This window comes from Caballeronia sp. KNU42, assembly GCF_053760385.1.
Genome location: NZ_CM132388.1, coordinates 2,832,737 through 2,858,741, shown reverse-complemented (window position 1 = coordinate 2,858,741; position 26,005 = coordinate 2,832,737). Strand labels below are relative to the sequence as shown.

The window sequence follows — 26,005 nt, the reverse complement described above, 5'->3', positions numbered from 1 at the left end:
CGCCTGAAAACCTCCAAGGAACACTTGTATGCGCAACACTGACGAAGGCCCGAATACGGCGCCCGGGTATCGCATCGCCATGATTTTATTGGGCATTGCCATTACGCCGGTTTTGCTCTCGTCCTCCAGTCTTGGAAGCCAGTTATCGAGCCTGGCGCTGATCAAGGTGGTGGTCATCGGCGGCATTATCCTGACCATCCTGTCGGGCATCACTATTTGTGTCGGCGAGAAGGCGCGGCTGCCGACGTACGGCATCGTTAAATATCCGTTCGGCGAAAAGGGGGCGATCGCCATCAACGTCCTGCTCGCGATCAGTTTGTTCGGGTGGATTGCGGTGACTGCCAATATGTTCGGGCATTCGGTCCACGATCTGCTCGCGCAACAGGGCGTCGAGATTCCCGTACCCCTGCTGGTTGCTGTGGGCTGCGTGATTTTTGTGGCCGCGACGGCTTTTGGTTTCGAACTGCTTGGGAAGGTCGCTCAGTTCGCCATACCCGTTATCGCGTTGATGCTCTGTTACTGCGTGTATGTCGCGGCTCACGGCATGGTGCCGGTGCCAGCCGATTTCACCGATATGAATACCGGCGTGGCCGTTTCCACCGTCGTCGGGACGATCATTGTGCTGGTGGCTACGCTGCCTGATTTCGGCAGCTTCGTTCACGATCGCAAGCATGCATTGATTGGCGCGGTGCTGACGTTCCTGATCGCTTATCCGTTGTTGTATTGGGCGGGGGCAACGCCGAGCGGGATATCGGGGAAAGCTTCCTTGCTCGGCGCCATGGCCGTGTTCGGCGCCGTATTGCCGGCCGCTTTGCTGCTGATCTTTGCGACCGTGACGGGGAATGCCGGGAATATGTTTCAGGGCACGCTGGTCGTGTCCACCTTGTTCACGCGATTTCCCAAGTGGCAGATTACGGTGGCGCTGGGTGTGCTGGCGATGATTGTCGGCAGCATGGACATCATGGCGTGGTTTATCCCGTTCCTGCTTTTTCTGGGCATCGCAACGCCGCCCGTGGCCGGGATTTATATCGCAGACTTTCTGCTGTATCGGCGAGGCGGGTATGACGAGCGGCTTCTCGCGACCGATCCGCAGGTGAAGTTGCTGACGTTCGTTGCGTGGATCATCGGATCGCTGGCCGGGTTCATGACCGTGAAGGGTGTGTTTTCCTTCACGAGCATCCCTTCGCTCGATTCGATTATTGTCGCTTGCGTTTGTTACGCGATTTTCAGCCGGTTCGCACGCGTGCGCAGCGTTGCTTCCGGGACCTGAATCAGCGCATTGATATACGCTCGCCACGCGATGTGGCGGGCGGTTTTATCCTTGCGCCCCAATTAGATTCGTCACCTTGACGTTCCGCGTATCCGGCACTTCTGCATACGACAGCACCTTCAACTGCGGCAAGCTTCTTCGCAGGAAACGAGCGAGCATGGCGCGCAGCGAATGCTGCACCAGAAGCACCGGTGGTAATCCCATGTTCTGCTGACGCAGGATCGCATTCTGCGTTGAGTTCAACAGCGTCTGCGCCAAGCCCGGTTCCAGTCCGGGATTCGCGCCTGTCTGCAATGCCTGCGACAACACGCGCTCCAGATTCGGATCCAGTCCCATCACCTGCAACTCGCCGCTCCCCGGATACCACTGCTGCGTGATCGCGCGGCCGAGCGCCAGACGCACCGCCGCGGTCAGGTCGTAGGCATCGGATATCTTCGGTGCATGTTCCTGCAACGCGTCCAGGATCGTGCGCATGTCGCGGATAGGAACGCCTTCTTCCAGCAAGTTCTGCAGCACCTTCTGCAAGGTGGTCAGCGCGAGGGTCTTCGGCACCAGGTCGTCGGTCAGCGAAGGCGTGTCCTTGCCAACGCGTTCCAGCAACGCCTGCACTTCCACTCGACCCAGCAATTCAGCGGCGTGCGTCACGACCAGATGGTTCAGGTGGGTCGCCACGACCGTGCTGGCATCGACCACGGTGTAGCCGTAGACCTGCGCCTGTTCACGCAGGTTTGTATCGATCCACACCGCCGGCAAACCAAACGCCGGATCCTGTGTCGGATTCCCCGGCAACGTTGCGGAAACCTGCCCCGGGTTGATCGCAAGCCATTGGCCCGGGAATGCTTCCCCTACGCCCACTTCGACACCCTTCAGCGCAATCCGGTAACCATTCGGACGCAATTCCAGGTTGTCGCGAATATGAATCACCGGCGGCAGGAAGCCGATTTCCTGCGCGAACTTCTTGCGAATACCCTTGATCCGTTTCAACAACTCGCCGTCCGCGTTCCGGTCGACCAGCGGGATCAACCGATACCCCACCTCGAGCCCGAGCGGATCGATCATCGCGACGTCGTCCCAGCTCGCTTCAGTATTTTCGAGCGGTGCAGCGGCGGCAGGCACGACATCCGTGACCAGGGACGCTTTCTTCTTCGCTGCGAGGCGCTGGTTCATCGAACGCGCGGCGTACACCAGGCCGCCGCCCAGCAGCAAGAATGCAAAATGCGGCATGCCGGGAATCAACCCCATGATGCCGATGATCACGCCGGTAATCATCAACACACGCGGGTTGTTGAAGAGCTGCCCCGTCAACTGCGTGCCGATATCCTCTTCGGTCGCCACGCGCGACACGATCACACCGGCCGCCGTCGAAATGATCAGCGAGGGAATTTGTGCGACGAGGCCATCGCCAATCGTCAGCAGCGTGTAGTTCGTGGCCGCGTGCGCGAAGTCCATGTCGTGCTGGAGCATCCCGACAATCAAGCCGCCCACGATATTGATGATCATGATCATCAAGCCCGCGATTGCATCGCCGCGTACGAACTTGCTGGCGCCGTCCATGGAGCCGTAGAACTCGGCTTCCTGCGCGACCTGCAAGCGGCGCTTGCGGGCCTGGTCTTCGTTGATGAGGCCGGCGTTCAGGTCGGCATCGATAGCCATCTGCTTGCCCGGCATGGCGTCGAGGGTAAAGCGTGCGCCCACTTCGGCAATCCGCCCCGCGCCCTTCGTAATCACCATGAAGTTGATGATCATCAGGATCACGAACACCACAATACCGACCGCGAAATTCCCGCCCACCAGGAAGTGGCCGAACGATTCGATCACCTGGCCGGCGGCATCGGGGCCGGTATGGCCTTCGAGCAGGACGATCCGCGTGGACGCTACGTTCAGCGACAAACGCAGCAGCGTGGAGAACAGCAGCACGCTCGGGAACGCGGCGAAGTCGAGCGGCTTTTGCGTGTACATGCTGACCAGCAGCACCATCACGGAAAGCGCGATGTTGAACGTGAACAGCAAGTCGAGCAAAAAGGCCGGCAACGGCAAGATCATCATGCCGAGGATCATGCAGATCAGCACCGGCCCGGCTAAGGCCCGCAGGTTCTGCGATCCCAATGCGTCAGGGCGCTTCGAGAAAAATCCGGCGCGCGCGTTCATGCTTTGCTTCCTTTCATCGGGTCATTTCCATCATTGCCGGCGGAGTTCGCATCGTTGGCAGCCAGCGCTTCGGCGGCTTCCTGGTCGGCTTCTGATTCGGGGACGCTGCCTTTATCGAGTTCGGGAGGAACGTCGAGGTTTTCGGGTTCATCCGGCCGGCTGCCGCCTTCTTTCTTGTATTTGCGGAGCTGATACACCCACGCGAGCACCTGCGCGACGGCGCCGTACAGCGCGCCCGGAATTTCGCGGTCGATCTCGACGTTGTGATACAGCGCGCGGGCAAGCGGCGGTGCTTCGAGCAGCGGCACGTTATGTTCGATCGCCATTTCGCGGATACGCGCGGCCACGAGGTTCACGCCCTTCGCCACGACCCTCGGCGCGCGCATTTCGCCATCGGCGTATTTGAGCGCGACGGCGAAGTGGGTCGGATTGGTGACGATCACGTCGGCGGTAGGCACTTTCGTCATCATCCGGCGGCGGGCTGCAGCGCGTTGTTGCGCACGAATACGCGCCTTGACCGCGGGATCGCCATCGCTTTCACGATGCTCGCGCTTCACTTCCTCCTTGCTCATTCGAAGCTTCTTCGCGTGCGTCCAGAGCTGGTAGGGCACATCGACGGCGGCAACGAGGAACAGTCCCGCTATCGCCATGCCGCAGCACACGACGAGCAGATGCATGGTGTCGGCGAGTGCGAGGCTTAGCGGTTTCGTGACGAGGCTGAGCACTTCGTCCTTGCGGGACCACATCGCCCAGCCGGCCAGCCCACCGACCACCAGGGTCTTCAGGATCGACATGCCGAGCGCAATCGGCCCCTGCACCGAGAAGATCTTGCCGAGCCCGCTGATGGGGTTCAGGCGGCTGAACTTCGGCGCCATGACCGACGTGCTGAGCAGCCAGCCGCCCAGCGCCATGGGTGAGCCGACCGCGGCCAGGCCCGTCAGCGCGAGCACGGGCCACAGGGCCATGAAGCCTTCCTTGCCGGCGGCGGAGGCGCCAATCAGCATCTGGTTGGTATCGAGGACGGTGTTGTGGTTGAACGTGAACGCGCCGCGCAGGATGGCCTGCATATGCTGGCTGACGGAGCCGGAGAAGCCCCAGATGCCGGCGAATCCAGCACCGAGCAAAGCGAACGACGTGAGTTCCCGCGAGCGCACGACCTGACCTTCCTCCCGCGCCTTTTCCAGGCGCTTGGGAGTCGCTGATTCGGTCTTTTCGACGTCGCTCTCTTCTGCCACTTCACTGTGCTCCAGCTTGCGCGGGCTTCAACGAAGCCACTGACGCATTGATCCAGTGAAGCGATTATTGCTAAAAGCAGCAAGCGGCCATCGCTTGATCAGGGCGGAGAAACGGGGGTAATTCGGGCGATGGAATGGGGCGAGGAGCACGGCCGGCCGGACTTAAAGGACCACGCTGCATGAAAAATGCGCCGGTCCCAAAAGGAAACCGGCGCATTGCGTTGTCATTGCGTCGTATCAGTCAGTCAGGCGGGACGGTCAAACCCCGTAGATCCCGGGCACGCGGCCATCGGGACCGTAGAACGTCGACTTGGGCGGAGCCATGGTCAACGCGGCAAGCGCATTGCGGTTGTATTCCATGCGCGAACGGATGAGCACGCCGATGCTGTTGTTGCCACGCCGCGCACGTCCTGCCGCCGCGAGCAATGTCTGCCAGTGCGAGGCCAGCGCTTCGTCGCCAGTCACGGCTTGCTCCATGCCGACAAACCCCTTCGGCAGCCCGAGCGCGCCAAGTTGCTCGTCGCGCTGGCGTTCCAGTGCGGCAAGCTGCTCGGTCAACGCAGTTTTTCGTTCGATGATCGAAGGCAGCGTATCGAGCGGCGAGGCCGCAATCAGCGCTTTCTCTTCGTGGACCAGCAGCGACTCGAACGCCTGGACGGCAGCGGTTTCGTCGATAACGGTGGCAAGCAGGGCGTCTTTCATGGGCGACTCGCTAAAAACTCCGGCCCGCTTTCATAGCGGTGCCAAGGTCAAAAAAAGCCGCCCGGCGCTGCATCGCGGAAACGATGCGTCTATCTGAACCCAGTGTCCCTGTACAGCGGGCGCGCTTTCTCGCGTCGCCTGCAAAACATGACCGCTATGCTCAGCCGCCGGCCGGCGGGGTATTCGTTTGAATCAGTTCACGTGCGCTGCTCAGCATGCCGTCGGCGATCTTGCCCGAATCGACCTTGTAGCTGCCGTCGTTCAGCGCGGCCTTGATCGACGCGACTTTCGCCGTATCGATGTCGGACGAGCCCGACGTGCGCAAATCCGTCGACAACGCCGACAAGCTCACCGTCGAATTCGAACCGCCGGTGCTGCTGGTCGTGCTGCCAGTCGTGCTGGCCGGTTGCGCGTCGGCTTGCGCCGCACGTTGTTGTGCAGCTTCCTGCAAAGCTGCGATCTGGCTGGTATTGCTGGAATCGATTTTCACGATGGTCTTCCCTGACGATGTGATTCCTTTATCGGCGGACGGACGTAAAAACTTTAACCTTCCCGCCGCCCGGACCACGCGCCAGTCAGTCCTATCTCCCGCTCAGCCTTGCCGGATAAGCCCGATAAGGAATTGCAACAAATTGAAACAAGTGAGGGATAACCCACATAGGGCGATTCCGGAGCCTTCTTCAAAGCTGGATCTCCACTGTCGAACCGTCCTTCACGACGCCGGAAATGATCTGTCCCCCGGCCGTTTTGACGCGGACCTGCTGGCCGGGCGCAGCGTTATTCATGACGCTGCCTTCCGCCGATATCGAAAAACCTGCGCCTGCGGTTACTACACGCACGCTCTGGCCGATCACGACGGCGCCGGCGCCGCGCAGCATGTCGGTGCGCAGCGGCAGGCCTGCTGCCAGCCGCGACAGCGTGACTGCGCCGACCGCTTGTGACGGATCCGTGACGATAGCTTGCGGCATGGCCGTGAGGTCGCCTTCGCGCGGGATCAGGTCGGCGGCGGAGAGCACTTCGCCGGGCGCAACGGCGCGGGCGGCGGTGTAATACGTGGCCATCACCGAGACGCGTGCTTGCAGATAAAGCGTCCATGGGCGTTCACCGGAGCAACGCACGCCGACGGTGGTGCGGCCCCAGATCCGCGAACCCGCGGGCAGGAACGGCTCGAGCGTCGAACAGGGCGCGAGGCCGCGAGGGAAGACGGGCGTAACGGTGATGTCAGCTTTGCCGGGCAAACCTGCTGCCTGCTGCGTCAGGAAGACGAGCGCGGCGGCGCGCACCGAGTCGCCGTCCTGCGTCAGCTGGTTCGGCGCGCCAGCCATGGCGGGTACGGGTTGGAGCGGGGCGCGGATGGGCGCCGGAGTGCGCATTGAAACGGGCATCATGCCGGCGACCGGCGTGGCGGGCGCGGCTGCGATCGGCCTCGCCTGGAAGCCTCGCGAGGCGACGCGCGGAGTGCCTTGGACTGATGCGCTGCCATCCGCCGTCACGACCACGGGCATCACGTCGGGTGAAGATGTAGCGACGCGGGGAAGGGCATCTGCAGCCGTCTTTCCAACGTTACTAATAGTAGTAGGCGCTTTCGGCTCGCCATTGCCGGGGATCTCGATCATGCCGCCGGCAGCGGGGGCATCGGTCGATGCACTGGTCCCGCTCGGCGACATCGCCAGTCTGGGCGCCGCAGCGGCGGGCTTCACGGTCTTGGCCGCCGTAGCTTCACCCGGCCCCGGGATCACGATCAGGCCGCTGGTATCGGCGGAGGAAGAGGAGGCGTCGGCGGCGTCGGCGTGGGCATCGAGTGCGAGTGCGGCGGCACGCATGGCGGCATCGGCTGCATGGGCTGCGGCGGCGTAACCCGCCGGACGCGAGGTGCGCACCGGCTGAGCCGCGCTTGCCGGCTGGTTCGCGTTTCCGTCCACCGACATGCCGGCGTCTTTCGCCATCGCCTCGACGGCCGCTGGATTGGTTTCGCCCGGACCGGCAATCATGATCGTGCCGCTGCCACCGCCGGTTTGCTGGGCGTGCGCCACCGTCACGCCGGCCGCCATCAGAGCCAATGCAAGCGCGCAAAGCGCAACCGGACCGCTCGGCGCGGCACGGCGAGCCAGACGCGCGCGGGCCTTCACCAGGCCGTTCGCGGCCAGGCGATGAACCGCCGGCTTGCGAGCAGGCGCAGTGAAGCTGTGCATTGTGTTTCTCCCAAACAAATCCAGCGAATCCGGCAAATCAACAACAAGAAACCCGTCATCCAAAGTCGGCGAATTCTTTAAAAGATCGACCCACGAGACGAATTCTAGATTTCGCCGGCCAAAGGCAAGCGTCGAATAGAGGCCGGCTTTCCCTGTTATTCGTCTGATTGCATCTTGCGTCTCGCTCCTAAGATTCGTCTCATGCAAAAGTCTTCGATAGCCAATGGCCGATGACAACCCGGCGCTCGCTCCATTGCCCGGCGTCATCGACCGCGAAAGCTGCAAAGACACGCGAAACACCGCACACCCGATCCGAAGCTGAAGGAGGACCGCCATGCTGGACAAGCTCGACAAGGAATTCGCGTTCGGCCGTGAAGCGCTGGATGTGCGCGCCTACCGGCAGGAACTGTTGTCGTCGAATATTGCGAACGCCGATACCCCGGGCTACAAGGCGCGCGACGTCGATTTCTCCAGCGCCCTCGCCGGCGCGCTGAAAAAGACCGGGACATCGGGTGACACAACCGCTTCCGGCACCGCGACGCTGCAGATGGCGCAGCCGGTGAGCGTGTCGACCAGCGCGTCGCTCGCGACGACATCGGCGGGACATATGTCCGGCACGACGACGCTGACCGCCAGCGGCGGCAGCACCGACGACTACGGCCGTCTCGCGTACCGGATTCCGAGCCAGCCGGCGCTGGACGGCAATACCGTCGACATGGATTCGGAGCGGGTCCAGTTCGCGGACAACGCGCTGCATTTCGAAGCAGGCATGACCGTGGTGTCGTCGCAGATCAAGACGATGCTTTCGGCGATCACGTCGAACTGAACCACGAATTCAGCTAAATAACGAGGAGAAGCAATGCCCTCTTTGATGAACATCTTCAACGTTGCCGGTTCGGCGATGTCCGCGCAGGCGCAGCGCCTGAACGTGACCGCTTCGAACCTGGCCAACGCGGACAGCACGACGGGCCCGGACGGCCAGCCGTACAAGGCGAAGCAGGTGGTGTTCGGCGTCGATCCGCTCGGCGGCGCGCGCACGGCGTCCGGCCAGCAGGTAGGCGGCGTGCAGGTGACGGGCGTGATCGACGACCCGACGCCCATGAAGACCACCTACGACCCGACCAATCCCGCAGCAAACACCGACGGCTACGTGACCTTGCCGAACGTCGATCCGGTGCAGGAAATGGTCAACATGATTTCGGCGTCTCGTTCGTATCAGGCGAATGTGGAAACGCTCAATACCGCCAAGCAGCTGATGCTTAAGACCCTGACGATCGGAACCTGAGGACCAACCCCGTGACAACCAACACCACGATCGGCAACACCGGCACGACGATGTCGCAGAGCTTGCTGAACACCATGAACGGCACCTCGAGCACGTCGGGATCTTCATCGGCCAGTTCGAGCTCGAGCACGACCGGCACGCAGTCGCCGGCAGACCTGCAGAACACTTTCCTGACGCTGCTCGTCACGCAGCTCCAGAACCAGGACCCGACGAACCCGACCGACAGCTCGCAGATGACCTCGCAACTCGCGCAGATCAGCACGGTGTCGGGCATCGGCCAGTTGAACACGTCGCTGAGTTCGCTGGCGACGCAGTTGTCGGCCGGCCAGTCGTCGCAGGCTGCGATGCTGATTGGCGCAACCGTACTCGCCCCTGGCAACACGATGACGGTTAGCGGCGGCAAGGCCAGCGCCTTCGGCGCGCAGACGGCGAACGCGCTTGGCGACTTGACGGTGAGCGTGACGAACAGCGCCGGCCAGGTCGTGAACACGATCGACCTCGGTCCGCAGGCTGCCGGCACGGTGCCTATCTCGGGCTGGACGCCAACCGACAAGACCGGCGCGACGCTGCCGGACGGCACGTACACCATCACGGCGGCGGGCACGATCAACGGCGCCGCGGCCACGGCGACCGCGCTGTCCTCCTCGGTGGTGCAGAGCGTGGTGCAGCAGGGCGACGGCACGGCGGGCGTCATGCTCTCGACCGGCAAGTCGGTTCCGCTTACCAGCATCGCGTCGATTCTCTAAGCCCCACTCACTAACTTATTCTTCTGGAAGCGGAGACCGTCATGGGTTACCAACAAGGTTTATCTGGTTTGTCCGGCGCGTCGAACGATCTCGATGTGATCGGCAACAACATTGCGAACGCGAATACCGTCGGCTTCAAGCAAGGCCAGGCGCAATTCGCCGATATGTACGCGAACTCGGTCGCCACCGCCGTGAACAACCAGATCGGCATCGGCTCGCAGATGTCGGAAGTGCAGCAGCAGTTCGGCCAGGGCACGATCACCACGACCAGCCAGGCGCTCGACGTTGCGATCAACGGCAACGGCTTCTTCCAGATGTCGGCCAACGGCGCGAACGTGTACTCGCGCAACGGCGTGTTCAACCTTGCGGCCAACGGCACGATCGTCAACGCGGCCGGCCAGACGCTGATGGGTTATGCGGCTAATTCGCAGGGCGTGATCAACAGCTCGTCGACCGTGCCGCTCGTCGTGCCGAACTCGAACCTGCCGCCGGCGGCCACCAAGAACGTGACTTTTCAGTTCAACCTGAACTCACAGCAGGCGCTCCCGACCCAGACGCCGTTCGATCCCACCAACGCGAGCACCTATAGCGCCACCAGCCAGATCAACGTCAACGACTCGCTTGGCGGCACACATGCGGTGAACGTGTTTTTCGTCAAGCAGGCGACGGGATCGTGGGAAGCCTACGCGACCAGCGGCACGGCCAACACACCCGTCACGGGAACGTCGACCGGTGTGGCCGGTGATCTGGGCCAGGTCACGTTCGACCAGTCGGGCAACCTGATCCCGACGCCGCCCGCCACCGCCATCGCTCCGTTCTCCTTTTCGATTCCGGATGGTGCGTCCAACACCGCCGGCGCCGTGCAAACCATGTCGATGTCATTCGCCGGCACGACCCAGTACGGCGCCACGACCGGCCTCGTGAACAGCACCCAGGACGGCTATTCGTCGAGCGAACTGGCGGGCTTTTCGGTCGGCACGGACGGCACGCTGACGGGCACGTACACGAATGGCAAGACGCAGGCGCTCGGCCAGATCGCGCTGGCGACCTTCGCCAACAACAACGGCTTGCAGGACCTGGGCGGCAACAACTACCAGCAGACCGCCGCATCGGGTATCGCGCAGGTGTCCACGCCGGGTTCGACCAACCACGGTTCGCTGCAAGGCGGCGCGGTGGAAAACTCGAACGTCGACCTGACCAGTTCGCTGGTGGACCTGATTACGGCGCAGCGTAATTACCAGGCGAACGCGCAGACGATCAAGACGCAGCAAACCGTCGACCAGACGCTCATCAACCTGTAAGCGCCGCCACCCAAGCCGGGCACGAGAGAGTCATAAATGGACCGTCTGATCTATACCGCGATGAGCGGCGCCGCGCAGGCGCTCGAGCAGCAGAGCGTCACGGCGAACAACCTCGCCAATGCGTCGACGACGGGCTTTCGTGCGCAGCTTTCCGCGTTTCGCCAGGTACCGATGAACTTCGAGAACGGCGCGTCCGGCGACGCGACCACGCGCACCTTCGTGCTGTCGTCCACGCCGAGCGCCGATTACACGCCGGGTCCGATCCAGCAGACCGGCAATCCTCTCGATGTCGCCATCCAGGGTCCGGGCTGGCTTTCCGTGCAGACGGAAGACGGCGGCGAAGCGTACACGCGAGCGGGCAACCTGCATGTGGATGCCAACGGCCAGCTGGTCACGGCAAACAACCTGCCGGTGCTCGGCAACAGCGGTCCGATGTCGATTCCGCCGGGCGCGGATGTCACCATCGGCAAAGACGGGACGGTGACCGCGCTGATGGCGGGCGAGTCGCCCACCTCTATTGTAACGGTCGACCAGTTGAAGCTCGTCAATCCCGAAGCGGGGAGCCTGACGCGCGGCGACGACGGCCTGTTCCACACCGCCGACAACCAGCCCGCCGACGCCGATCCAACGGTGACGGTGGCGCCTGCGTCGCTGGAAGGCAGCAACGTGAATGCGGTGTCCGCGATGGTCGACATGATCACCAACGCCCGCCAGTTCCAGATGCAGACCAAGTTGCTCGATTCAGCCAACTCGAACGATCAGTCGGCTAACAAGCTGCTCGACTTCAGTTAATCCGCAGTACCAGGATAAAAAACATGAACCGCTCTCTTTACATCGCCGCAACCGGGATGAACGCCCAGCAGTCGCAGATGGACGTGATTTCCAACAACCTCGCCAACGTCAGCACGAACGGCTTCAAGGGCTCGCGCGCGGTGTTCGAGGACTTGCTGTACCAGACCGTCCGCCAGCCGGGCGCGAGTTCCACGCAGCAGACCGAACTGCCCTCGGGCAGCCAGATCGGCACCGGCGTGCAACAGGTCGCAACCGAACGCCTGTACACGCAGGGCAACCTGCAGCAGACCGGCAACTCGAAGGACGTCGCCATCAACGGCAACGGCTTCTTCCAGGTGACGATGCCCGACGGCACGACCGCCTATACCCGCGATGGCTCGTTCCAGACCAACGCGCAGGGTCAACTGGTCACGTCGAGCGGTTATCAGGTGAGCCCGGCGATCACGATCCCCACGAATGCAACCAGCGTGACCATCGGCTCGGACGGCACGGTCACAACCACGGCGCAGGGCAGCTCGGCCAACACGACGGTCGGCCAGTTGCAGCTCGCGACCTTCATCAACCCGGCCGGCCTCGATGCAAAGGGTGAAAACCTCTTTTCCGAAACGGCTTCGTCCGGTACGGCGAACGTCGTGACGCCTGGCTTGAACGGCGCGGGACAGTTGCAGCAGGGGTATGTGGAATCGTCGAATGTGAACGTGGTCCAGGAACTGGTGAACATGATCCAGACCCAGCGCGCCTATGAAATCAACAGCAAGGCCGTGACCACGTCGGACCAGATGCTGCAGACGCTGAGCCAGATGCAGGTTTAAGCCGCACCAACCGCATCAGCAGCGTCATTCCGAAGGACCACGAAGATGTCATCACAATTTTCACGTTTTCCACGCCTGCGCCGTGCATCGGTGCTGGCGCTGGTCGCCCTGGCGGCCTGCGCGCTCGTGCCCAAAGAGCCGATCACGCAGCAGCCGATGACCGCCCGGCCGCCGGCGCCGCCGCTCAATTCGGCAACGCCCGGCGCGATCTACAACGCAGGCTACGCGGGACGGCCGCTGTTCGAGGACCAGCGTCCGCGCAATACCGGCGACATCATCACCATCGTGATCGCGGAAAACGTCAACGCGACGAAGTCGTCGGCGGCGAATGCGGCGCGCAACGCCAGCGAGGCGTTCGCCGTGCCGGTCACGCCGGGCATCTTCGGCGGCCTGTTCCACAACACCAACCTGAGCGCCGCCGGGTCCAACGGTTTCAACGGCGCGGGCGGTGCGAGCGCGGCCAATACGTTTAACGGCACGCTGACCGTGACCGTCACCGGCGTGCTGCCCAACGGCAACCTGGAAGTGAGCGGTGAAAAGCAGATGCTCATCAACCAGGGCAACGAATTCGTGCGCTTCTCCGGCGTCGTCAACCCGACGACCATCTCCGGTACCAACACCGTCTTTTCCACCCAGGTGGCGGACGCGAAGATCGAGTATTCGGCGAAGGGTTATATCGATGAATCGCAGCAGATGGGCTGGCTCCAGCGCTTCTTCCTCAACGTGGCGCCCTTCTGATCATGAAACTCTTTCTTCGCTTCGTTTTCATCGCGCTGGCGCTCGCTGCCGCACTTCCCCAGGCAGCTCAGGCGGAACGCCTCAAGGACCTGGTTTCGTTCCAGGGCGTGCGTGACAATCCGTTGATCGGCTATGGCCTCGTGGTCGGCCTCGACGGCACCGGCGACCAGACTACCCAGACCCCGTTCACCACGCAGAGCTTGGTGAACATGCTCGGCAACCTCGGCATCACGCTGAACGCCGCGACCACCCAGAACATGCAGTTGAAGAACGTCGCCGCCGTGATGGTGACGGCCGTGCTGCCACCGTTCTCGCGGCCGGGCGAAGCGATCGACGTCACCGTGTCATCGCTTGGCAATGCCAAGAGCCTGCGCGGCGGCACGCTGCTGATGGCGCCGCTCAAAGGCGCTGACGGCCAGGTCTACGCGATGGCGCAGGGCAATCTCGCGGTCGGCGGTGCGGGCGCCAGCGCCAACGGCAGCAAGGTCCAGGTCAACCAGCTTGCAGTCGGCCGCATTCCGGGCGGCGCGCTGGTCGAACGTGCCGTGCCCGCTGCGGTGACGCAAGCCGGCGGCGTGATGACAATGGAGCTGAACACGCTCGACTTCGACACCACGCAGAAGATCGTGGCGTCGGTGAACAACCAGTTCGGCATGGGCACGGCGATCGCGCTTGACGGCCGCACGATCCAGCTGCGCGCGCCGACTGACCCATCGCAAGTGGTGTCGTTCATGGCGGAGCTGGAGAATATCGATGTCAGGCCGTCGCAGGGCGCGGCGAAGATTATCGTCAATGCGCGTACCGGCTCTATTGTGATGAACCAGATGGTCACGCTGCAGAACTGCGCGGTCGCACACGGCAATTTGTCCGTGGTGATCAACACGACGACCGCCGTGAGCCAGCCGGGCGCGTTCTCCAACGGGCAAACCGTGGCGGCAAAACAATCGAGTATCCAGTTGAAGCAGGACACGGGCGCGCTCAAGTCGGTTGCGGCAAGCGCGACGCTCGCGGACGTGGTCAAGGCGTTGAATGCCCTCGGGGCGACGCCGGCGGATTTGATCTCGATTTTGCAATCGATGAAAGCGGCGGGTGCGTTGCGCGCCGATCTTGAAATTATTTAAAGGCGACAGGTCATGAACGCGAACGGGACCGGTACGACAAGCAACGCGCTCGCATCGATGAACACCACCGACTCGAGCAGCGGCCTGAATTCGTTGTCGAACAAGTTTGCGCTCGACGTGCAGGGCTTCGACGCCATGCGCGCCCAGGCCAACGCGAACCCGCAGCAGGGGTTGAAGGCGGCGGCCAAGCAATTCGACGCCGTGTTCACGCAGATGATGCTCAAGAGCATGCGGGACGCCACGCCGTCCGACAGCCCCTTCGATTCGAACGACAGCAAGACCTTCACCTCGATGCTCGACCAGCAGCTTTCGCAGAACATGGGCGCGAAGGGCATTGGCGTCGCCGACATGATGCTCAAGCAGCTCATGCGCAACGCCGGGGCCGGTTCAGGGGCAGGGATGGACGCCTCAGGCGCGAGCGCCGGCGGCGACAGCAGCGCGAACGCCGGCAACATGGCCGCCATGAACGCAATGGCGAAGGCGTATGCGAACGCGGCGGGGTCATCGACGGCAGCGTCGAAGGCATCGCTTGCCGGCAACGGTTATAGCGCCGACAGCGCGCTGACGCCGCCCGCGCGCGGCGTGGGCACGGACAAGGTGGCGGCGTTCGTCGACCGCCTCGCCGCGCCGGCGCAGGCCGCGAGTTCGGCGACCGGGATTCCGGCGCGGTTTATCATCGGTCAGGCGGCGCTCGAGTCCGGCTGGGGTAAGCGCGAGATCAAGAACAGCGACGGCAGTTCGAGTCACAACGTGTTCGGCATCAAGGCGACCAGCGACTGGACCGGCAAGACCACGAGCGCGGTGACCACGGAATACGTGAACGGCAAATCGCAAAAGGTGGTGGAGAAATTCCGCTCCTACGACTCGTACGAAGACGCACTCACCGACTACGCCAGCGTGCTCAAGAGCAATCCCCGCTACGCGCCGGTCGTAGAAGCCTCGCGCGATGCCGCTGGTTTTGCGCACGGAATGCAGAAAGCGGGCTACGCAACCGACCCGCAATACGCTAAAAAGCTGATTTCGATCATGCGGCACATTGCCTGATTGGGTGAGCGGGAACGGAGCTTGAGCGCAGTGCGCACTGGCGCACCTTTTGCTGCATCTAATTCAGTAGACGAAACGTATTACGAGTAAGGTGTGAAAAGCGACGGGGCCAATGTCGCAATAAAAAGACGATGCAGGCTGACGGCGAGGAACGGGTGCATGGTGCGCCCGTTTGGCAGCCGCTCGGGACGCATCGAAATGGAGAGAATGTGCTGGTTCGTTTCGATTTGCGCGATTTGCGACCGTTTTCGGCCGCCGGTGACAGAATTAGGGAAGTTTTTTTACAGCCAACCCTAAATATTCAATCCCGGTTGCCGCTAAATGAAACATCGAAGTGCCGGATCCACTGGGTCCGGTTAGACGCTCAAACAGTCCCGCAGAACGGGGCGAGAGCGAGCAAACGAACACGGCAAGCTCCATGAACATGAATCCGCCAAACGGTTCCGACATCCCGGACGACGAGTCCGACACGCACGATTTCGGCCGGCGCAATCCGCTGGAAATCGGCGTCTCCCTGCGCAACCTCGTCAATCGAGCCGACTTCCTGACCGTCGATCACGGCACGGGGCAGATCGTCACGCGCCTGCTCGACGTGAATCCGTCGGCGCACACATTCATCTTCGATTGGGGTGGCATTCCCGAGCAGAACGAAGCGATGCTGCGCACCGAAAACCTGATGTTCCACGCGAGTCCCGACGGAATCCGCGTCGAATTCGCCACCGGCACGCCGCGTGAAGTCCTGTTCGAAGGGCACCCGGCGTTTGAAGCGGATTTCCCGCCGGTGCTGTTCTACATGCAGCGGCGCGAGTATTTCCGCGTGGAAGCGCCCGTGCTCGATCCGTACATCTGCAGCGGCGAATTGCCGAACGGCGAGCGTTTTCGCTTTGAAGTGAACGACCTCTCGCTGGGTGGCGTGGCCCTGCGGACCATGGACGAGCGGGTTGCGTCGATGGAAGTCGGCGTGATCCTGCGTTCCGTGGAACTGCACTTCAGCAACCCGGGCAAGGTGGTGCTCGACCTGCAACTGATGTCGAACCGGCACACGGTCAATAACCGCGGCGATATGCGCTATACGCTGGGCTTCAAGTTCATGAGCTTGCCCGGGTCAGCAGAAAACACGCTGCAGCGCCTGATTACGCAACTCGAGATGAAGCGCCGGTCGCTGGCGCGGTAACTTGGACATGGCAGCGAGCCCCGCGCTCGCTGCTCCCAAGCGCTTTCCCGTAACGCCCCTTCCATTCGGCGAACTGACGCCCAATCCCCCCGCTGCTTCACCGATTGCTCCGATCAATGCCGGTGAATAATCCGTCATGGCGCAATGCGCGCGCGGTTTTCATGGGAGCGGAAGCTGGACGGCGCTCACGGCGCTCACGCCGCGCGCGCTCCGATTCACCGCGCCGGGATTCAACTTTTTCAGCAATTGGCCGATATACACCAGTTGTCGTCAAACTGCGGCGGCCCGGCGACGTGCCCCCGGGCATCGTGCCTTTACCAGGATTCCTTGCATGTCCCTATTCGATATCGGCGTCAGTGGTCTCAATGCAGCCCAATGGGGTTTGACGACCACCGGACAGAACATCAGCAACGCCGCGACCCCGGGCTACACCCAGGAGAAACCGGTGTACCAGGAGGCGTCGGGGCAATACACGACGTCGGGTTATCTGGGCTCCGGCGTCGCGACGGCGACCGTCGCGCGGTCATACAGCTCGTTCCTGACCACGCAGCTCAATGCCGCGCAGTCCAACAGCAGTTCGCTGAACACCTACTACTCGATGTTGTCGCAGTTGAACAACCTCGTCGGCGATCCGACCACGGGTATTGGCGCCGGCATGACGAGCTATTTCACGGGCTTGCAGTCGGTGGCGAACAGCCCCGCCACGACGTCGACACGGCAGTCGCTGATGAGCAGCGGGCAATCGCTCGTCAACCAGATGAACGCCGCCGCCGCGAACTACAACCAGCTCCGCTCCGGCGTCAACCAGTCGCTCACCAACGCAGTCACGCAGATCAACAGCTACACCGCCCAGATCGCCACGCTGAACGGCCAGATCGCCGCCGCGAGCGCGCAAGGGCAGCCGCCGAACCAGTTGCTCGATGCACGGGATACGGCGGTATCGAACCTGAGCCAGTTGACGAACGTGCAGGTCAACACCGTCAACGGCGCGTACAACGTGTCGATCGGCACGGGCCAGCCGCTGGTCTCCGGTACTACGTCGTATGCACTGCAGGCAGTGACGTCGACGTCGGACCCGAGCGAGTTGTCGATTGCGTATGCATCGCCGGACGGCTCGCCGCAGACGCCCGCGCAAACGCAATATCTGCCGGACTCCACTTTCGGCGGCGGTACGGTGGGCGGCTTGCTCGCGTTCCGCAGCCAGTCGCTCGATCCCGCGCAGGCACAGCTGGGTTCGCTCGCGACCAGTTTCGCCGCGCAACTGAACCAGCAAAACTCGCTGGGCGTGGACCTGAACGGCAATCCCGGCACCGCGCTGTTCTCGACCGGCAGCCCGACCATTTATGCGAATTCGCGCAATACAGGCAATGCTCAGGTGAGCGTATCGCTTGCGGATCCGACCCAGCCGCCCAGCAGCACCTACACGCTGTCCCGCAACGGCGCGACCTACACGCTGACCGACCAGGAAAGCGGCGCGGCGCTCGGCACCCTCACGGCCGATCCGGTGACCGGAGCGGTCGCCGGCACGATTGCGGGCCTGAATATCTCGCTGACGAGCGGCACCATGCAGTCCGGCGATTCGTTCACCATTCAGCCAACGAGCGGCGCGCTCTCCGCCTTCTCGCTGGTGACCACGAATCCGACCGCGATTGCGGCAGCGTCCCCGGCGGTGGCATCGGCGGGTGCGAGCAACGCCGGCACCGCGAACATCTCGGCGGCGACGGCCACCATCGGTTATTCGATACCGGCCACCATGACGCTGACGTACAACTCGACCGCCCAGCAATTCACGTCGAATTTAGCCGTCACGCTGCCGAGCGGCACGGTCGTTCCGGCAGGCACGGCGTTCGCCTACAACCCCGCGCAGGGTCTCACCGTATCGAACGGCACGGACGTCAGCGCGACGATCACCGGCACGCCGGCGAACGGCGATACCTTCACCATCAGCGCGAACACGGGCGGCAGCAGCGACGGCAGCAACGCGCTCGCGATGGCGAATCTCGGGACGGCGAAGTCGCTGAACGGCGGCACGGACTCGTTGACGAGCGCGTACGCGAACTACGTCAACCAGATCGGCAACGAGACCAATAACCTGCAGAGTTCGAGCACGTCGGCGACCGCGGTGCTTACGCAGGCGACGTCGGCGCAGCAGGCCGTGTCGGGCGTGAACCTGAATGAAGAGGCCGCGAACCTGATCCAGTACCAGCAGTTGTACCAGGCCAACAGCAAGGTCATCCAGACCGCTTCCACGCTGTTCTCGACGCTGCTCGGCATTTTCAACTGAGGCTTTCACGATGCGCATCTCCAGCTCCCAGTACTTCACGATGAATGTCGAGACGATGGACAATCAGCAGGCATCGCTCGCCAACATGTACGCGCAGATCTCATCGGGGAAGGCCCTGCAGACCGCGGCGGACAATCCGCTCGGCGCCGCGCAAGCCGTGGCGCTGACCGCGCAGGCGGCCAACCTCGCGCAATACTCGACCAACCAGTCGTCCGCGCTGACCTCGCTGCAGCAGGAAGACTCCACGCTCACCAGCGTGACGAACGTGATGCAGAGCATCCAGTCGCTGGTCGTGAACGCCGGCAACGGCACGCTCAACGACACCGACCGCAGCGCACTTGCGACCCAGCTCCAGGGTTATCGCAGCACGCTGACGACGCTTGCCAACACCACCGACGCCAACGGCAACTACATCTTTGCCGGTTTCCAGGGCGGCTCGAAGCCTTTCAGCGACAACGCCTCGGGCGTTGGTGCGACCTACGACGGCGGTCCCGGCCAACGCCAGGTGCAGATTTCCGACACCCGCACGATCAACGTAGGCGACGCGGGTTCGGCGATATTCCAAAGCGTTTCGTCGAACGAAAGTTCGCCGGTTTCGTCGGGATCGGCCGCCAATACGGGTTCGGGCACGATCAGTCCGGTCAGCGTGAGTGACAGCAGCGACCCGGCCAACTCGCTGATCTACACCATTACGTTCGGGACCACGACCAGCGGCACGCCGCCCACGAGCGTCAGTTCGTACTCGATCACGTCCACTGATCCGTCGACGACACCCCCCACCGTGACCGCGCCGACCACGCCGGTGCCTTATACGGCGGGCGGCAACATCACGGTGGGTTCGGAGACCGTGGCTATTTCCGGCACACCGGCATCGGGCGATACGTTCACCGTGGCGCCGGCGAACACCGGCAACGTCAGCGATACGGACATCTTCACGACGCTCGATTCGTTGGTGAATGCGTTGAAACAGCCTGCCGATACGGCGGCCACGCAGGCGACGTTGCAAAACGCGCTGACCACGGCAGGCGCGAAAATCAGCAACACGTACAACAACGTGCTGACGACACAGACGGCGGTGGGTGGCCGCGAGCAGGAAGTCACGGCGACGCAGACCGCGATGCAGACGACCGCGACGCAGACTGCCAACAATCTGTCGGACCTGGTAAGCGTCAATTTGCCCAGTGCGATCAGCCAGTACGAGATGACGCAGAATTCGCTGCAGGCTGCACAGCAGGCTTTTGCGCAGATCCAGAAAATGTCGTTGTTCAACTACTTGAGCAGCTAAGCGCCGGGGGGGCGTGCAGGGAAGCAATTGATGTGGGTTGTAGGACGTGTTTTGGGCCGCCGGCATGAAGGGCGGCCTTTTTTATTGGGTCATGCCGGCGCGCTGGAACCCTTTCTGCACAAGGTGTGCGGAGAATAGCGAGCCTATTCTCCGCATTTTATGCGGAGAATAAATCACCATTTGCGGTGATTGCGCCTCATAATCACCGCATGAAACGCGGAGAATGGACCTACATCTGGGAAGATCCTGATTGGCCGGCCTGGCGCTACGATCTGTCGCTGATCGCCGCGCCGCTGGCCGCGGTCAGCCGCGCCCAGGGTTTGCTGCTCGGCCGCCTCTCCGATGTCGGTTTGACCCTGCGCAATCAGGCAAGCCTGGCCGCGCTCACCGAGGACGTGCTGAAGACCAGCGAGATCGAAGGGGAGAGGCTGAATGCGGATTCGGTCCGATCGTCTATCGCGCGCCGGCTTGGGGTGGATATCGGCGCACTTGCACCGGTCGACCGGCACGTGGAGGGCGTGGTTGAAATGGTGCTCGACGCCACCGCACGCTGCGACGCGCCGCTGACCCGGGAGCGCTTGTTTGGGTGGCACGCGGCCTTGTTTCCAACCGGCTTCAGCGGCATGTCGCGGATCCAGGTCGGCGCATGGCGCAACGACGAAAACGGCGCCATGCAAGTGGTCTCCGGTCCCATCGGCCGTCAGCGGGTTCATTTCGAAGCGCCGCCGGCCGCTCGCCTCAACGTCGAGACATCGCGTTTTCTCGACTGGCTCAACCGCGACTCTGACGTGGCCCCGGCAATCAAGGCCGGGTTGGCGCACCTGTGGTTCGTCACGCTGCATCCTTTCGATGACGGCAACGGCCGGATCGCCCGGGCAGTAGGCGACTTGCTGCTCGCCCGCGCCGACGGCAGCCCGCAGCGCTTCTACAGTTTGTCGGCGCAGATCCAGTCGGAGCGCAGCGCTTATTACGACATCCTCGAACAAACCCAGCGCGGGTCACTCGATGTCACCGCGTGGCTCACGTGGTTCCTGGACGCGTTGCACCGCGCGGTGGATAACGCCCAGCATACGGTGGACGCGGTGCTGGTGAAGACGCGTTTATGGCAGCGCTGGGCCGGCGCGCCATTCAACGAGCGGCAGATCAAGCTGCTGAACCGGCTGCTGGATGGTTTCGAAGGCAAGCTGACCAGCAGCAAGTGGGCAGCCATCGCGAAGTGTTCGCCGGATACCGCATTGCGTGACATCGGCGAACTGATGACGTTGGGGGTGCTGCGCAGATCGATGTCAGGCGGGCGCAGCACCGCGTACGAGCTGGTTGATTGACTGGTTTGATGGGCCCACGGCCGCGGCCCCGGTCGCAGCCACGGCCGCTAAAGGGCAGCCGCCACGCGCCCCATCTGGTCGATACCGCTATCGAAAATGCGCTGGAAGAACGGGATCATGTTGGGGATCATCAACTGGATGAGCAGGAAGCCGACCAGCATGGTGACCGGAAAGCCCACCTGGAAAATCCCGATCTGCGGCGCCGCGCGATTCAGGATGCCCAGCGCGAGATTGGCGATCAGCAACGCGGTGACCACCGGCAGCGACAGCAGCAAGCCCGTCGAAAACACGCTCACGCCGTACGCGGCAAGCGTCTGCCAGCCGCGCGAGAACGTGGCCGAACCCAGCACGTTTGCGCTCACCGGCACGCTCTGGAACGTCTGCACGAGCGCGCTGATCATTTGCAGGTGACCGTCGAACACAAGGAACGCGAGCATGGCGATGGTGTTCAGATAGCGCGATATCACCACCGAATTCCCACCGGCGCGCGGGTCGTAGAGCATTGCAAAACCGAGGCCCATTTGCATGCCGATAAACTCGCCCGCGGCATCGATGGTAGCGAACGCAATCTGCATCGTCATGCCGAGCGCCGCGCCGACCAGGAACTGGTTGATGATGATCATCACGCCATCGGCGGAAAACACGGTCACCTGCGGCATGGCGCCAATGGTCGGGGCCACGATCAGCGCCATGAACGCCGCGATCGCGACCTTGACGCGAATCGGGATGGCCTGGTGGCTGAGCAGCGGCGCCGTTGCAATCAGCGCGAGGATGCGCGTGAACGGCCAGAGGAACGACGTCAGCCAGACATTGAGCTGCGCGTAAGTGACGGAGAACATGCTTAGCCGGTGATGGCGGGCGTGATGGTGAAAACGTGGCGCATGTAATCGAGCAGCGTCTCCATCATCCACGGTCCGGCGATCACGAGCGTAAGCGCCACCGCGAGCAATTTCGGAATGAACGAAAGCGTGCTTTCGTTGATCTGCGTCGCGGCCTGGAACAGGCTCACGACCAAGCCGACCACCAGCGCGACCAGCAACAAGGGAGCCGCGAGCAACAGCGCCACGTACATGGCCTGGTGCGCGATCGACATGACGGATTCGGGTGTCATCGTTTGATTCCTGACGCTAGATTCGAAGGCTATGAGACGGACGCTATGAGACGAAGCTCTGCGCGAGCGAGCCGATCAGCAACTGCCAGCCGTCCACCAGCACGAACAACATCAGCTTGAACGGCAGCGAAATCGTGGTGGGCGACACCATCATCATCCCCATCGACATCAGCACGCTCGCCACCACCATGTCGATGATGAGAAACGGAATGAAGATGGTGAAGCCGATCTGGAAGCCGGTCTTGAGCTCGCTCGTCACGAACGACGGCACCAGCAGCGAGAGCGGCACGTCTTCGGGACCGTTCATCGGCGGCGCTTTTGCGATGCGGGCGAACAGCGCGAGATCGGATTCGCGAGTCTGGCGCAGCATGAACTGCTTGAACGGCGCGACGCCGCGCGTCATGGCCTGGTCCATCGTGATCGTGCCGTCGGAGAAGGGCTTGTATGCGTCCACGTAAGCGCGGTCGAGGACCGGCGACATCACGAACAGCGTAAGAAACAGCGCGAGTCCGACGAGTACCTGATTAGGCGGCGTGCTGGTCGTGCCCAGCGCCTGCCGCAACAGCGACAACACAATGATGATGCGCGTGAAGCCCGTCATCATCAGCAGCATGGCCGGCAGGAACGACAGCATGGTAAGCAGCAGCATCGTCTGGATGCTGAGCGAATACGTCGTGCCACCGTTCGGGCCTGCGCTCGTGTTGAACGCCGGAAGTCCTGCCGTGCTTTGGGCGAAAGCGGTGTGGGGGAGGGCCAGCATGACGGCCGGCGCGAGCAAACCCGCCAGTCCCACACAGCGTGCTAGAAAACGAGCCTGCATTACTTGCTCCCGCCTGCGAATTTTTGCAGACGTTTGGTCGCTTCGCCGGCGAGGGCATCGCGAAAACGTTGACCGAAACTTCCTTGCAGCGCCTGAGCTTCGGGGTCACCACCGGGGGGCGTTCCGTCGAGCTTGAGTTCCGCCGATCCCGCCGGCATGGTGTGCAGCAGCCGCACATTGCCGGGCGCCGCGCCGAGCACGAGCCACGTATCGCCAATCTCAACTACCGAGACACGCTCCTTGTTGCCAAGCGACGCTCCGCCGATCACCTTCACCAGCCCCGTGCGCTTGGTGCCGGCCACACCGAACTTGCGTGCAAGCCACGCGCAGCCGAACACGAACGCGATCACGATCACGAGGCCGAACAGCGTCTGCAGCACCGCGCCCACGCCGAGAGACGGCACGGCCGTGCCCGCGCCAACACCCGATGCAATCTGCGCCGCGTGATTGACGGCGTTCATGTCGGCGGCTTGAGCGATGTGGGCGCCAAGCGTCATGGCAAGCACTGCCAATGCTGAGAGCGCGACGGCCGAGCGTTTCATCGATTCAACTTCCTGATGCGTTCGGACGGCGTGATGATGTCGGTGAGACGGATACCGAACTTGTCGTTGACCACCACGACTTCGCCCTGCGCGATCAGGCAGCCGTTGACCAGCACGTCCATCGGTTCGCCGGCCAGGCCGTCGAGTTCCACCACCGACCCCTGCGCCAGTTGCAGCAGGTTGCGGATCGCGATCTTGGTACGTCCGAGCTCCACCGTCATCTGCACGGGGATGTCGAGAATCATGTCGATGTCATTGCGCGTCGAGGGCGGTTCGACTTTCGACAAAGGCTGGAACAATCCCGCCGATGAAGCCGCCGCCGGCGTTTCATTGCCGTTCTGCTCAGCCAGCGCGCTCGCCCAGTCGTCCATGCCGAAGTCCTCGCCCTTGAGCGGATTGGACGGCAGCGTGCCCGGTTCAGTTACGTCACTCATATCCACCTTCCTTCATCGTGTCGGTTGCGCTGATCATCTTCTGGACGCGCAACGCGTATTGACCATTGAAAATTCCGTAGCCGCATTCCATCACTGGCACGCCGTCCACTTTCGCGGTGACGACTTCGGGCACGTTGATCGGCAGGACATCGCCTGCCCGCATGTTGAGAATCTTTTCGAAGGTCGTGCCGATCTCCGCCAGATCCACCGTGAGTTCCACTTCGGCCGCCTGAACTTGTTGCGACAGCACGCGGATCCAGCGGCGATCCACTTCCAGCGCTTCGCCTTGAATGGGCGAGGAGAGGATGTCGCGGATCGGTTCGATCATCGAATACGGCATGCAGATGTGCAGCGTGCCGCCGGTCGATCCGAATTCGATGGAGAACTGCGTGACGATCACGATCTCGTTCGGCGTGGCCACGTTGGCGAACTGCGTGTGCATTTCCGAGCGCACGTACTCGAAGTTAAGCGTTCGCACGCTTTTCCACGATGCCGCGTAGTGTTCGAACACGAGGTTCAGCAGCTTGCTGATGATGCGTTGCTCGGTCTGCGTGAACTCACGGCCTTCAACGCGCGTGTGGAAACGGCCGTCGCCGCCGAAGAGGTTATCGACGACGAAGAACACCAGGTTCGGATCGAACACGAACAGCGAGGTGCCGCGCAACGGCTTCACGTGGACGAGGTTCAGGTTCGTCGGGATCGGCAGGTTGCGGGTGAATTCGCTGTACTTCTGCACCTTTACCGGACCGACGGAGATTTCCGCCGAACGCCGCATGAAGTTGAAGATGCCCACGCGCAAGAGGCGCGCGAAGCGGTCGTTGATGATTTCCAGGCCCGGCATCCGGCCCCGGACGATGCGTTCCTGCGTCGCGAGGTTGTAGGGGCGCACGCCATGGAAGCGTGTTTCGTCGGCGACTGCGTCGACTTCCCCGGTGACGCCCTTGAGCAGGGCATCCACCTCCTCCTGCGACATGAACTCTTCGTGGCCCATGAGTGTTCCTTGGTTCCTGTGCGCGGTTGCTTGATGCTTAGCGGTCGTGCTTCTTGCAGTTAGCGTGCGCGTTTGCGTTTGCGTTTGCTATTGCTAAAGCGGCTGAAGGCGAGGGTTGTCGCGCGGATTATTGAACGACGAATTCCGTGAACAACACTTCCTGGACCTGCGCCGGATCGCCAGGCGCACCTCCGGTCTTTTGGACCGTCTCCAACAGTTCCTTCGCAAGCTGACGCTTGCCGTCGATGCCCGCCAGATCGTCCGGCCGCTTCGCCGACAGCAACATCAAGATGTGGCTGCGTACTTCCGGCATGCGTTCAACCAGCGCGGCTTGTACCTTCTGGTCCGGCAGCTTCAGCGTCAAGCCGATACGCAAGTAGTGCATGGTGTCGTCGGACTGGAGATTGACCGTCATCGACTCCAGCGGGAAGAACACCGGGGGCGCGGCGGGTGCAGCCTTCTTCACCGCGCCCACAGCGGGCTTCTGCAGGAAGTAGTAGTAAGCACCAGCCCCGCCGGCGCCCAGCAAAACGATAATGCCCGCTGTGATCAGCAGGACGCGCTTCATCTTGCCGCTCTTCACGGTGACGATGGGTTGTTGAGTTGCGGTGGTGCTTGCCATGGTTGCGGACCTCTTTCTGTAGCCTGAATTG

At 62.6% G+C, this 26,005-nt stretch carries 26 protein-coding genes; 14 read left to right on the top strand and 12 right to left on the bottom strand.

Annotation, left to right across the window (positions count from 1 at the left end; all coding sequences use genetic code 11):
- Positions 1 to 28: 28 nt before the first annotated feature.
- Positions 29 to 1,270, top strand: coding sequence for a cytosine permease (locus ACSOSP_RS12855; RefSeq protein WP_455307162.1), 1,242 nt, complete (start codon positions 29 to 31; stop codon positions 1,268 to 1,270).
- A gap of 45 nt (positions 1,271 to 1,315) precedes the next feature.
- Here the strand turns inward: ACSOSP_RS12855 and flhA are convergent, their stop codons facing one another.
- From flhA to flgA, 5 genes are all read right to left on the bottom strand, one after another.
- Entirely contained in the window at positions 1,316 to 3,418 is a 2,103-nt protein-coding gene (flhA, locus tag ACSOSP_RS12850; protein WP_455307161.1) for a flagellar biosynthesis protein FlhA, read from the bottom strand.
- Entirely contained in the window at positions 3,415 to 4,653 is a 1,239-nt protein-coding gene (flhB, locus tag ACSOSP_RS12845) for a flagellar biosynthesis protein FlhB (RefSeq protein ID WP_455307159.1), read from the bottom strand. The genes flhA and flhB overlap by 4 nt, the downstream gene beginning before the upstream one ends.
- Before the next feature lie 258 nt (positions 4,654 to 4,911).
- Positions 4,912 to 5,355 carry a flagella synthesis protein FlgN gene (locus ACSOSP_RS12840; protein WP_455307157.1) on the bottom strand — a complete coding sequence of 148 codons (444 nt, stop codon included), beginning with the start codon at positions 5,353 to 5,355 and terminating at the stop codon, positions 4,912 to 4,914.
- 160 nt (positions 5,356 to 5,515) lie between these two features.
- Positions 5,516 to 5,845 carry a flagellar biosynthesis anti-sigma factor FlgM gene (flgM, locus tag ACSOSP_RS12835; protein ID WP_455307155.1) on the bottom strand — a complete coding sequence of 110 codons (330 nt, stop codon included), beginning with the start codon at positions 5,843 to 5,845 and terminating at the stop codon, positions 5,516 to 5,518.
- 190 nt (positions 5,846 to 6,035) lie between these two features.
- Positions 6,036 to 7,547 (bottom strand): flagellar basal body P-ring formation chaperone FlgA, encoded by a 1,512-nt coding sequence (flgA, locus tag ACSOSP_RS12830; RefSeq protein ID WP_455307153.1) that lies wholly within the window; start codon positions 7,545 to 7,547, stop codon positions 6,036 to 6,038.
- A 334-nt stretch (positions 7,548 to 7,881) separates the two neighbouring features.
- Here flgA and flgB point away from each other — a divergent pair, with 334 nt between their 5' ends.
- The 13 genes from flgB to ACSOSP_RS12765 all read left to right on the top strand — a co-directional run bounded on the left by flgB (position 7,882) and on the right by ACSOSP_RS12765 (position 21,454).
- Complete coding sequence (gene flgB / locus ACSOSP_RS12825; RefSeq protein ID WP_455307151.1) at positions 7,882 to 8,373, top strand: flagellar basal body rod protein FlgB; 492 nt, start codon at positions 7,882 to 7,884, stop codon at positions 8,371 to 8,373.
- Positions 8,374 to 8,406: 33 nt separating this feature from the next.
- Entirely contained in the window at positions 8,407 to 8,832 is a 426-nt protein-coding gene (gene flgC, locus ACSOSP_RS12820) for a flagellar basal body rod protein FlgC (RefSeq protein WP_031364193.1), read from the top strand.
- 11 nt (positions 8,833 to 8,843) lie between these two features.
- Positions 8,844 to 9,578: a flagellar hook assembly protein FlgD gene (locus ACSOSP_RS12815; RefSeq protein ID WP_455307149.1), complete on the top strand. Its 735-nt coding sequence runs from the start codon at positions 8,844 to 8,846 to the stop codon at positions 9,576 to 9,578.
- A gap of 41 nt (positions 9,579 to 9,619) precedes the next feature.
- Positions 9,620 to 10,879: a flagellar hook protein FlgE gene (gene flgE / locus ACSOSP_RS12810; RefSeq protein ID WP_455307147.1), complete on the top strand. Its 1,260-nt coding sequence runs from the start codon at positions 9,620 to 9,622 to the stop codon at positions 10,877 to 10,879.
- Positions 10,880 to 10,915: 36 nt separating this feature from the next.
- Positions 10,916 to 11,671, top strand: coding sequence for a flagellar basal-body rod protein FlgF (flgF, locus tag ACSOSP_RS12805; protein WP_455307145.1), 756 nt, complete (start codon positions 10,916 to 10,918; stop codon positions 11,669 to 11,671).
- 23 nt (positions 11,672 to 11,694) lie between these two features.
- On the top strand, positions 11,695 to 12,483 hold the full coding sequence (gene flgG, locus ACSOSP_RS12800) for a flagellar basal-body rod protein FlgG (protein WP_455307143.1): 789 nt from the start codon (positions 11,695 to 11,697) through the stop codon (positions 12,481 to 12,483).
- 45 nt (positions 12,484 to 12,528) lie between these two features.
- On the top strand, positions 12,529 to 13,221 hold the full coding sequence (locus ACSOSP_RS12795; protein ID WP_455307141.1) for a flagellar basal body L-ring protein FlgH: 693 nt from the start codon (positions 12,529 to 12,531) through the stop codon (positions 13,219 to 13,221).
- Between the two features lie 2 nt (positions 13,222 to 13,223).
- Positions 13,224 to 14,342 carry a flagellar basal body P-ring protein FlgI gene (locus ACSOSP_RS12790; protein WP_455307139.1) on the top strand — a complete coding sequence of 373 codons (1,119 nt, stop codon included), beginning with the start codon at positions 13,224 to 13,226 and terminating at the stop codon, positions 14,340 to 14,342.
- Positions 14,343 to 14,399: 57 nt separating this feature from the next.
- Positions 14,400 to 15,386, top strand: a complete 987-nt coding sequence (flgJ, locus tag ACSOSP_RS12785) for a flagellar assembly peptidoglycan hydrolase FlgJ (protein ID WP_455310946.1) — start codon at positions 14,400 to 14,402, stop codon at positions 15,384 to 15,386.
- 424 nt (positions 15,387 to 15,810) lie between these two features.
- Positions 15,811 to 16,560 carry a flagellar brake protein gene (locus ACSOSP_RS12780; protein WP_455310944.1) on the top strand — a complete coding sequence of 250 codons (750 nt, stop codon included), beginning with the start codon at positions 15,811 to 15,813 and terminating at the stop codon, positions 16,558 to 16,560.
- A gap of 331 nt (positions 16,561 to 16,891) precedes the next feature.
- The gene (flgK, locus tag ACSOSP_RS12775; RefSeq protein WP_455307137.1) at positions 16,892 to 18,844 is read left to right on the top strand and encodes a flagellar hook-associated protein FlgK; all 1,953 of its coding nucleotides are present in this window, start codon (positions 16,892 to 16,894) and stop codon (positions 18,842 to 18,844) included.
- 10 nt (positions 18,845 to 18,854) lie between these two features.
- The gene (gene flgL / locus ACSOSP_RS12770) at positions 18,855 to 20,129 is read left to right on the top strand and encodes a flagellar hook-associated protein FlgL (RefSeq protein ID WP_455307135.1); all 1,275 of its coding nucleotides are present in this window, start codon (positions 18,855 to 18,857) and stop codon (positions 20,127 to 20,129) included.
- Between the two features lie 209 nt (positions 20,130 to 20,338).
- Positions 20,339 to 21,454: a Fic family protein gene (locus tag ACSOSP_RS12765; protein ID WP_455307133.1), complete on the top strand. Its 1,116-nt coding sequence runs from the start codon at positions 20,339 to 20,341 to the stop codon at positions 21,452 to 21,454.
- 47 nt (positions 21,455 to 21,501) lie between these two features.
- Here the strand turns inward: ACSOSP_RS12765 and fliR are convergent, their stop codons facing one another.
- The 7 genes from fliR to fliL all read right to left on the bottom strand — a co-directional run bounded on the left by fliR (position 21,502) and on the right by fliL (position 25,974).
- Positions 21,502 to 22,293: a flagellar biosynthetic protein FliR gene (gene fliR, locus ACSOSP_RS12760; RefSeq protein WP_455307132.1), complete on the bottom strand. Its 792-nt coding sequence runs from the start codon at positions 22,291 to 22,293 to the stop codon at positions 21,502 to 21,504.
- A 2-nt stretch (positions 22,294 to 22,295) separates the two neighbouring features.
- A complete protein-coding gene (gene fliQ / locus ACSOSP_RS12755; RefSeq protein WP_031364176.1) occupies positions 22,296 to 22,565 on the bottom strand; it encodes a flagellar biosynthesis protein FliQ in 270 nt (89 codons plus the stop codon).
- Between the two features lie 43 nt (positions 22,566 to 22,608).
- Positions 22,609 to 23,385 carry a flagellar type III secretion system pore protein FliP gene (gene fliP / locus ACSOSP_RS12750; protein WP_455307129.1) on the bottom strand — a complete coding sequence of 259 codons (777 nt, stop codon included), beginning with the start codon at positions 23,383 to 23,385 and terminating at the stop codon, positions 22,609 to 22,611.
- Positions 23,385 to 23,927, bottom strand: a complete 543-nt coding sequence (fliO, locus tag ACSOSP_RS12745; RefSeq protein ID WP_455307127.1) for a flagellar biosynthetic protein FliO — start codon at positions 23,925 to 23,927, stop codon at positions 23,385 to 23,387. Before fliO ends, fliP begins: the two co-directional genes overlap by 1 nt.
- Positions 23,924 to 24,367 carry a flagellar motor switch protein FliN gene (gene fliN, locus ACSOSP_RS12740; RefSeq protein WP_455307125.1) on the bottom strand — a complete coding sequence of 148 codons (444 nt, stop codon included), beginning with the start codon at positions 24,365 to 24,367 and terminating at the stop codon, positions 23,924 to 23,926. The genes fliO and fliN overlap by 4 nt, the downstream gene beginning before the upstream one ends.
- The gene (gene fliM, locus ACSOSP_RS12735) at positions 24,354 to 25,352 is read right to left on the bottom strand and encodes a flagellar motor switch protein FliM (protein ID WP_031364172.1); all 999 of its coding nucleotides are present in this window, start codon (positions 25,350 to 25,352) and stop codon (positions 24,354 to 24,356) included. Before fliM ends, fliN begins: the two co-directional genes overlap by 14 nt.
- 127 nt (positions 25,353 to 25,479) lie before the next feature.
- Entirely contained in the window at positions 25,480 to 25,974 is a 495-nt protein-coding gene (gene fliL, locus ACSOSP_RS12730) for a flagellar basal body-associated protein FliL (protein WP_455307123.1), read from the bottom strand.
- Positions 25,975 to 26,005: the final 31 nt, after the last annotated feature.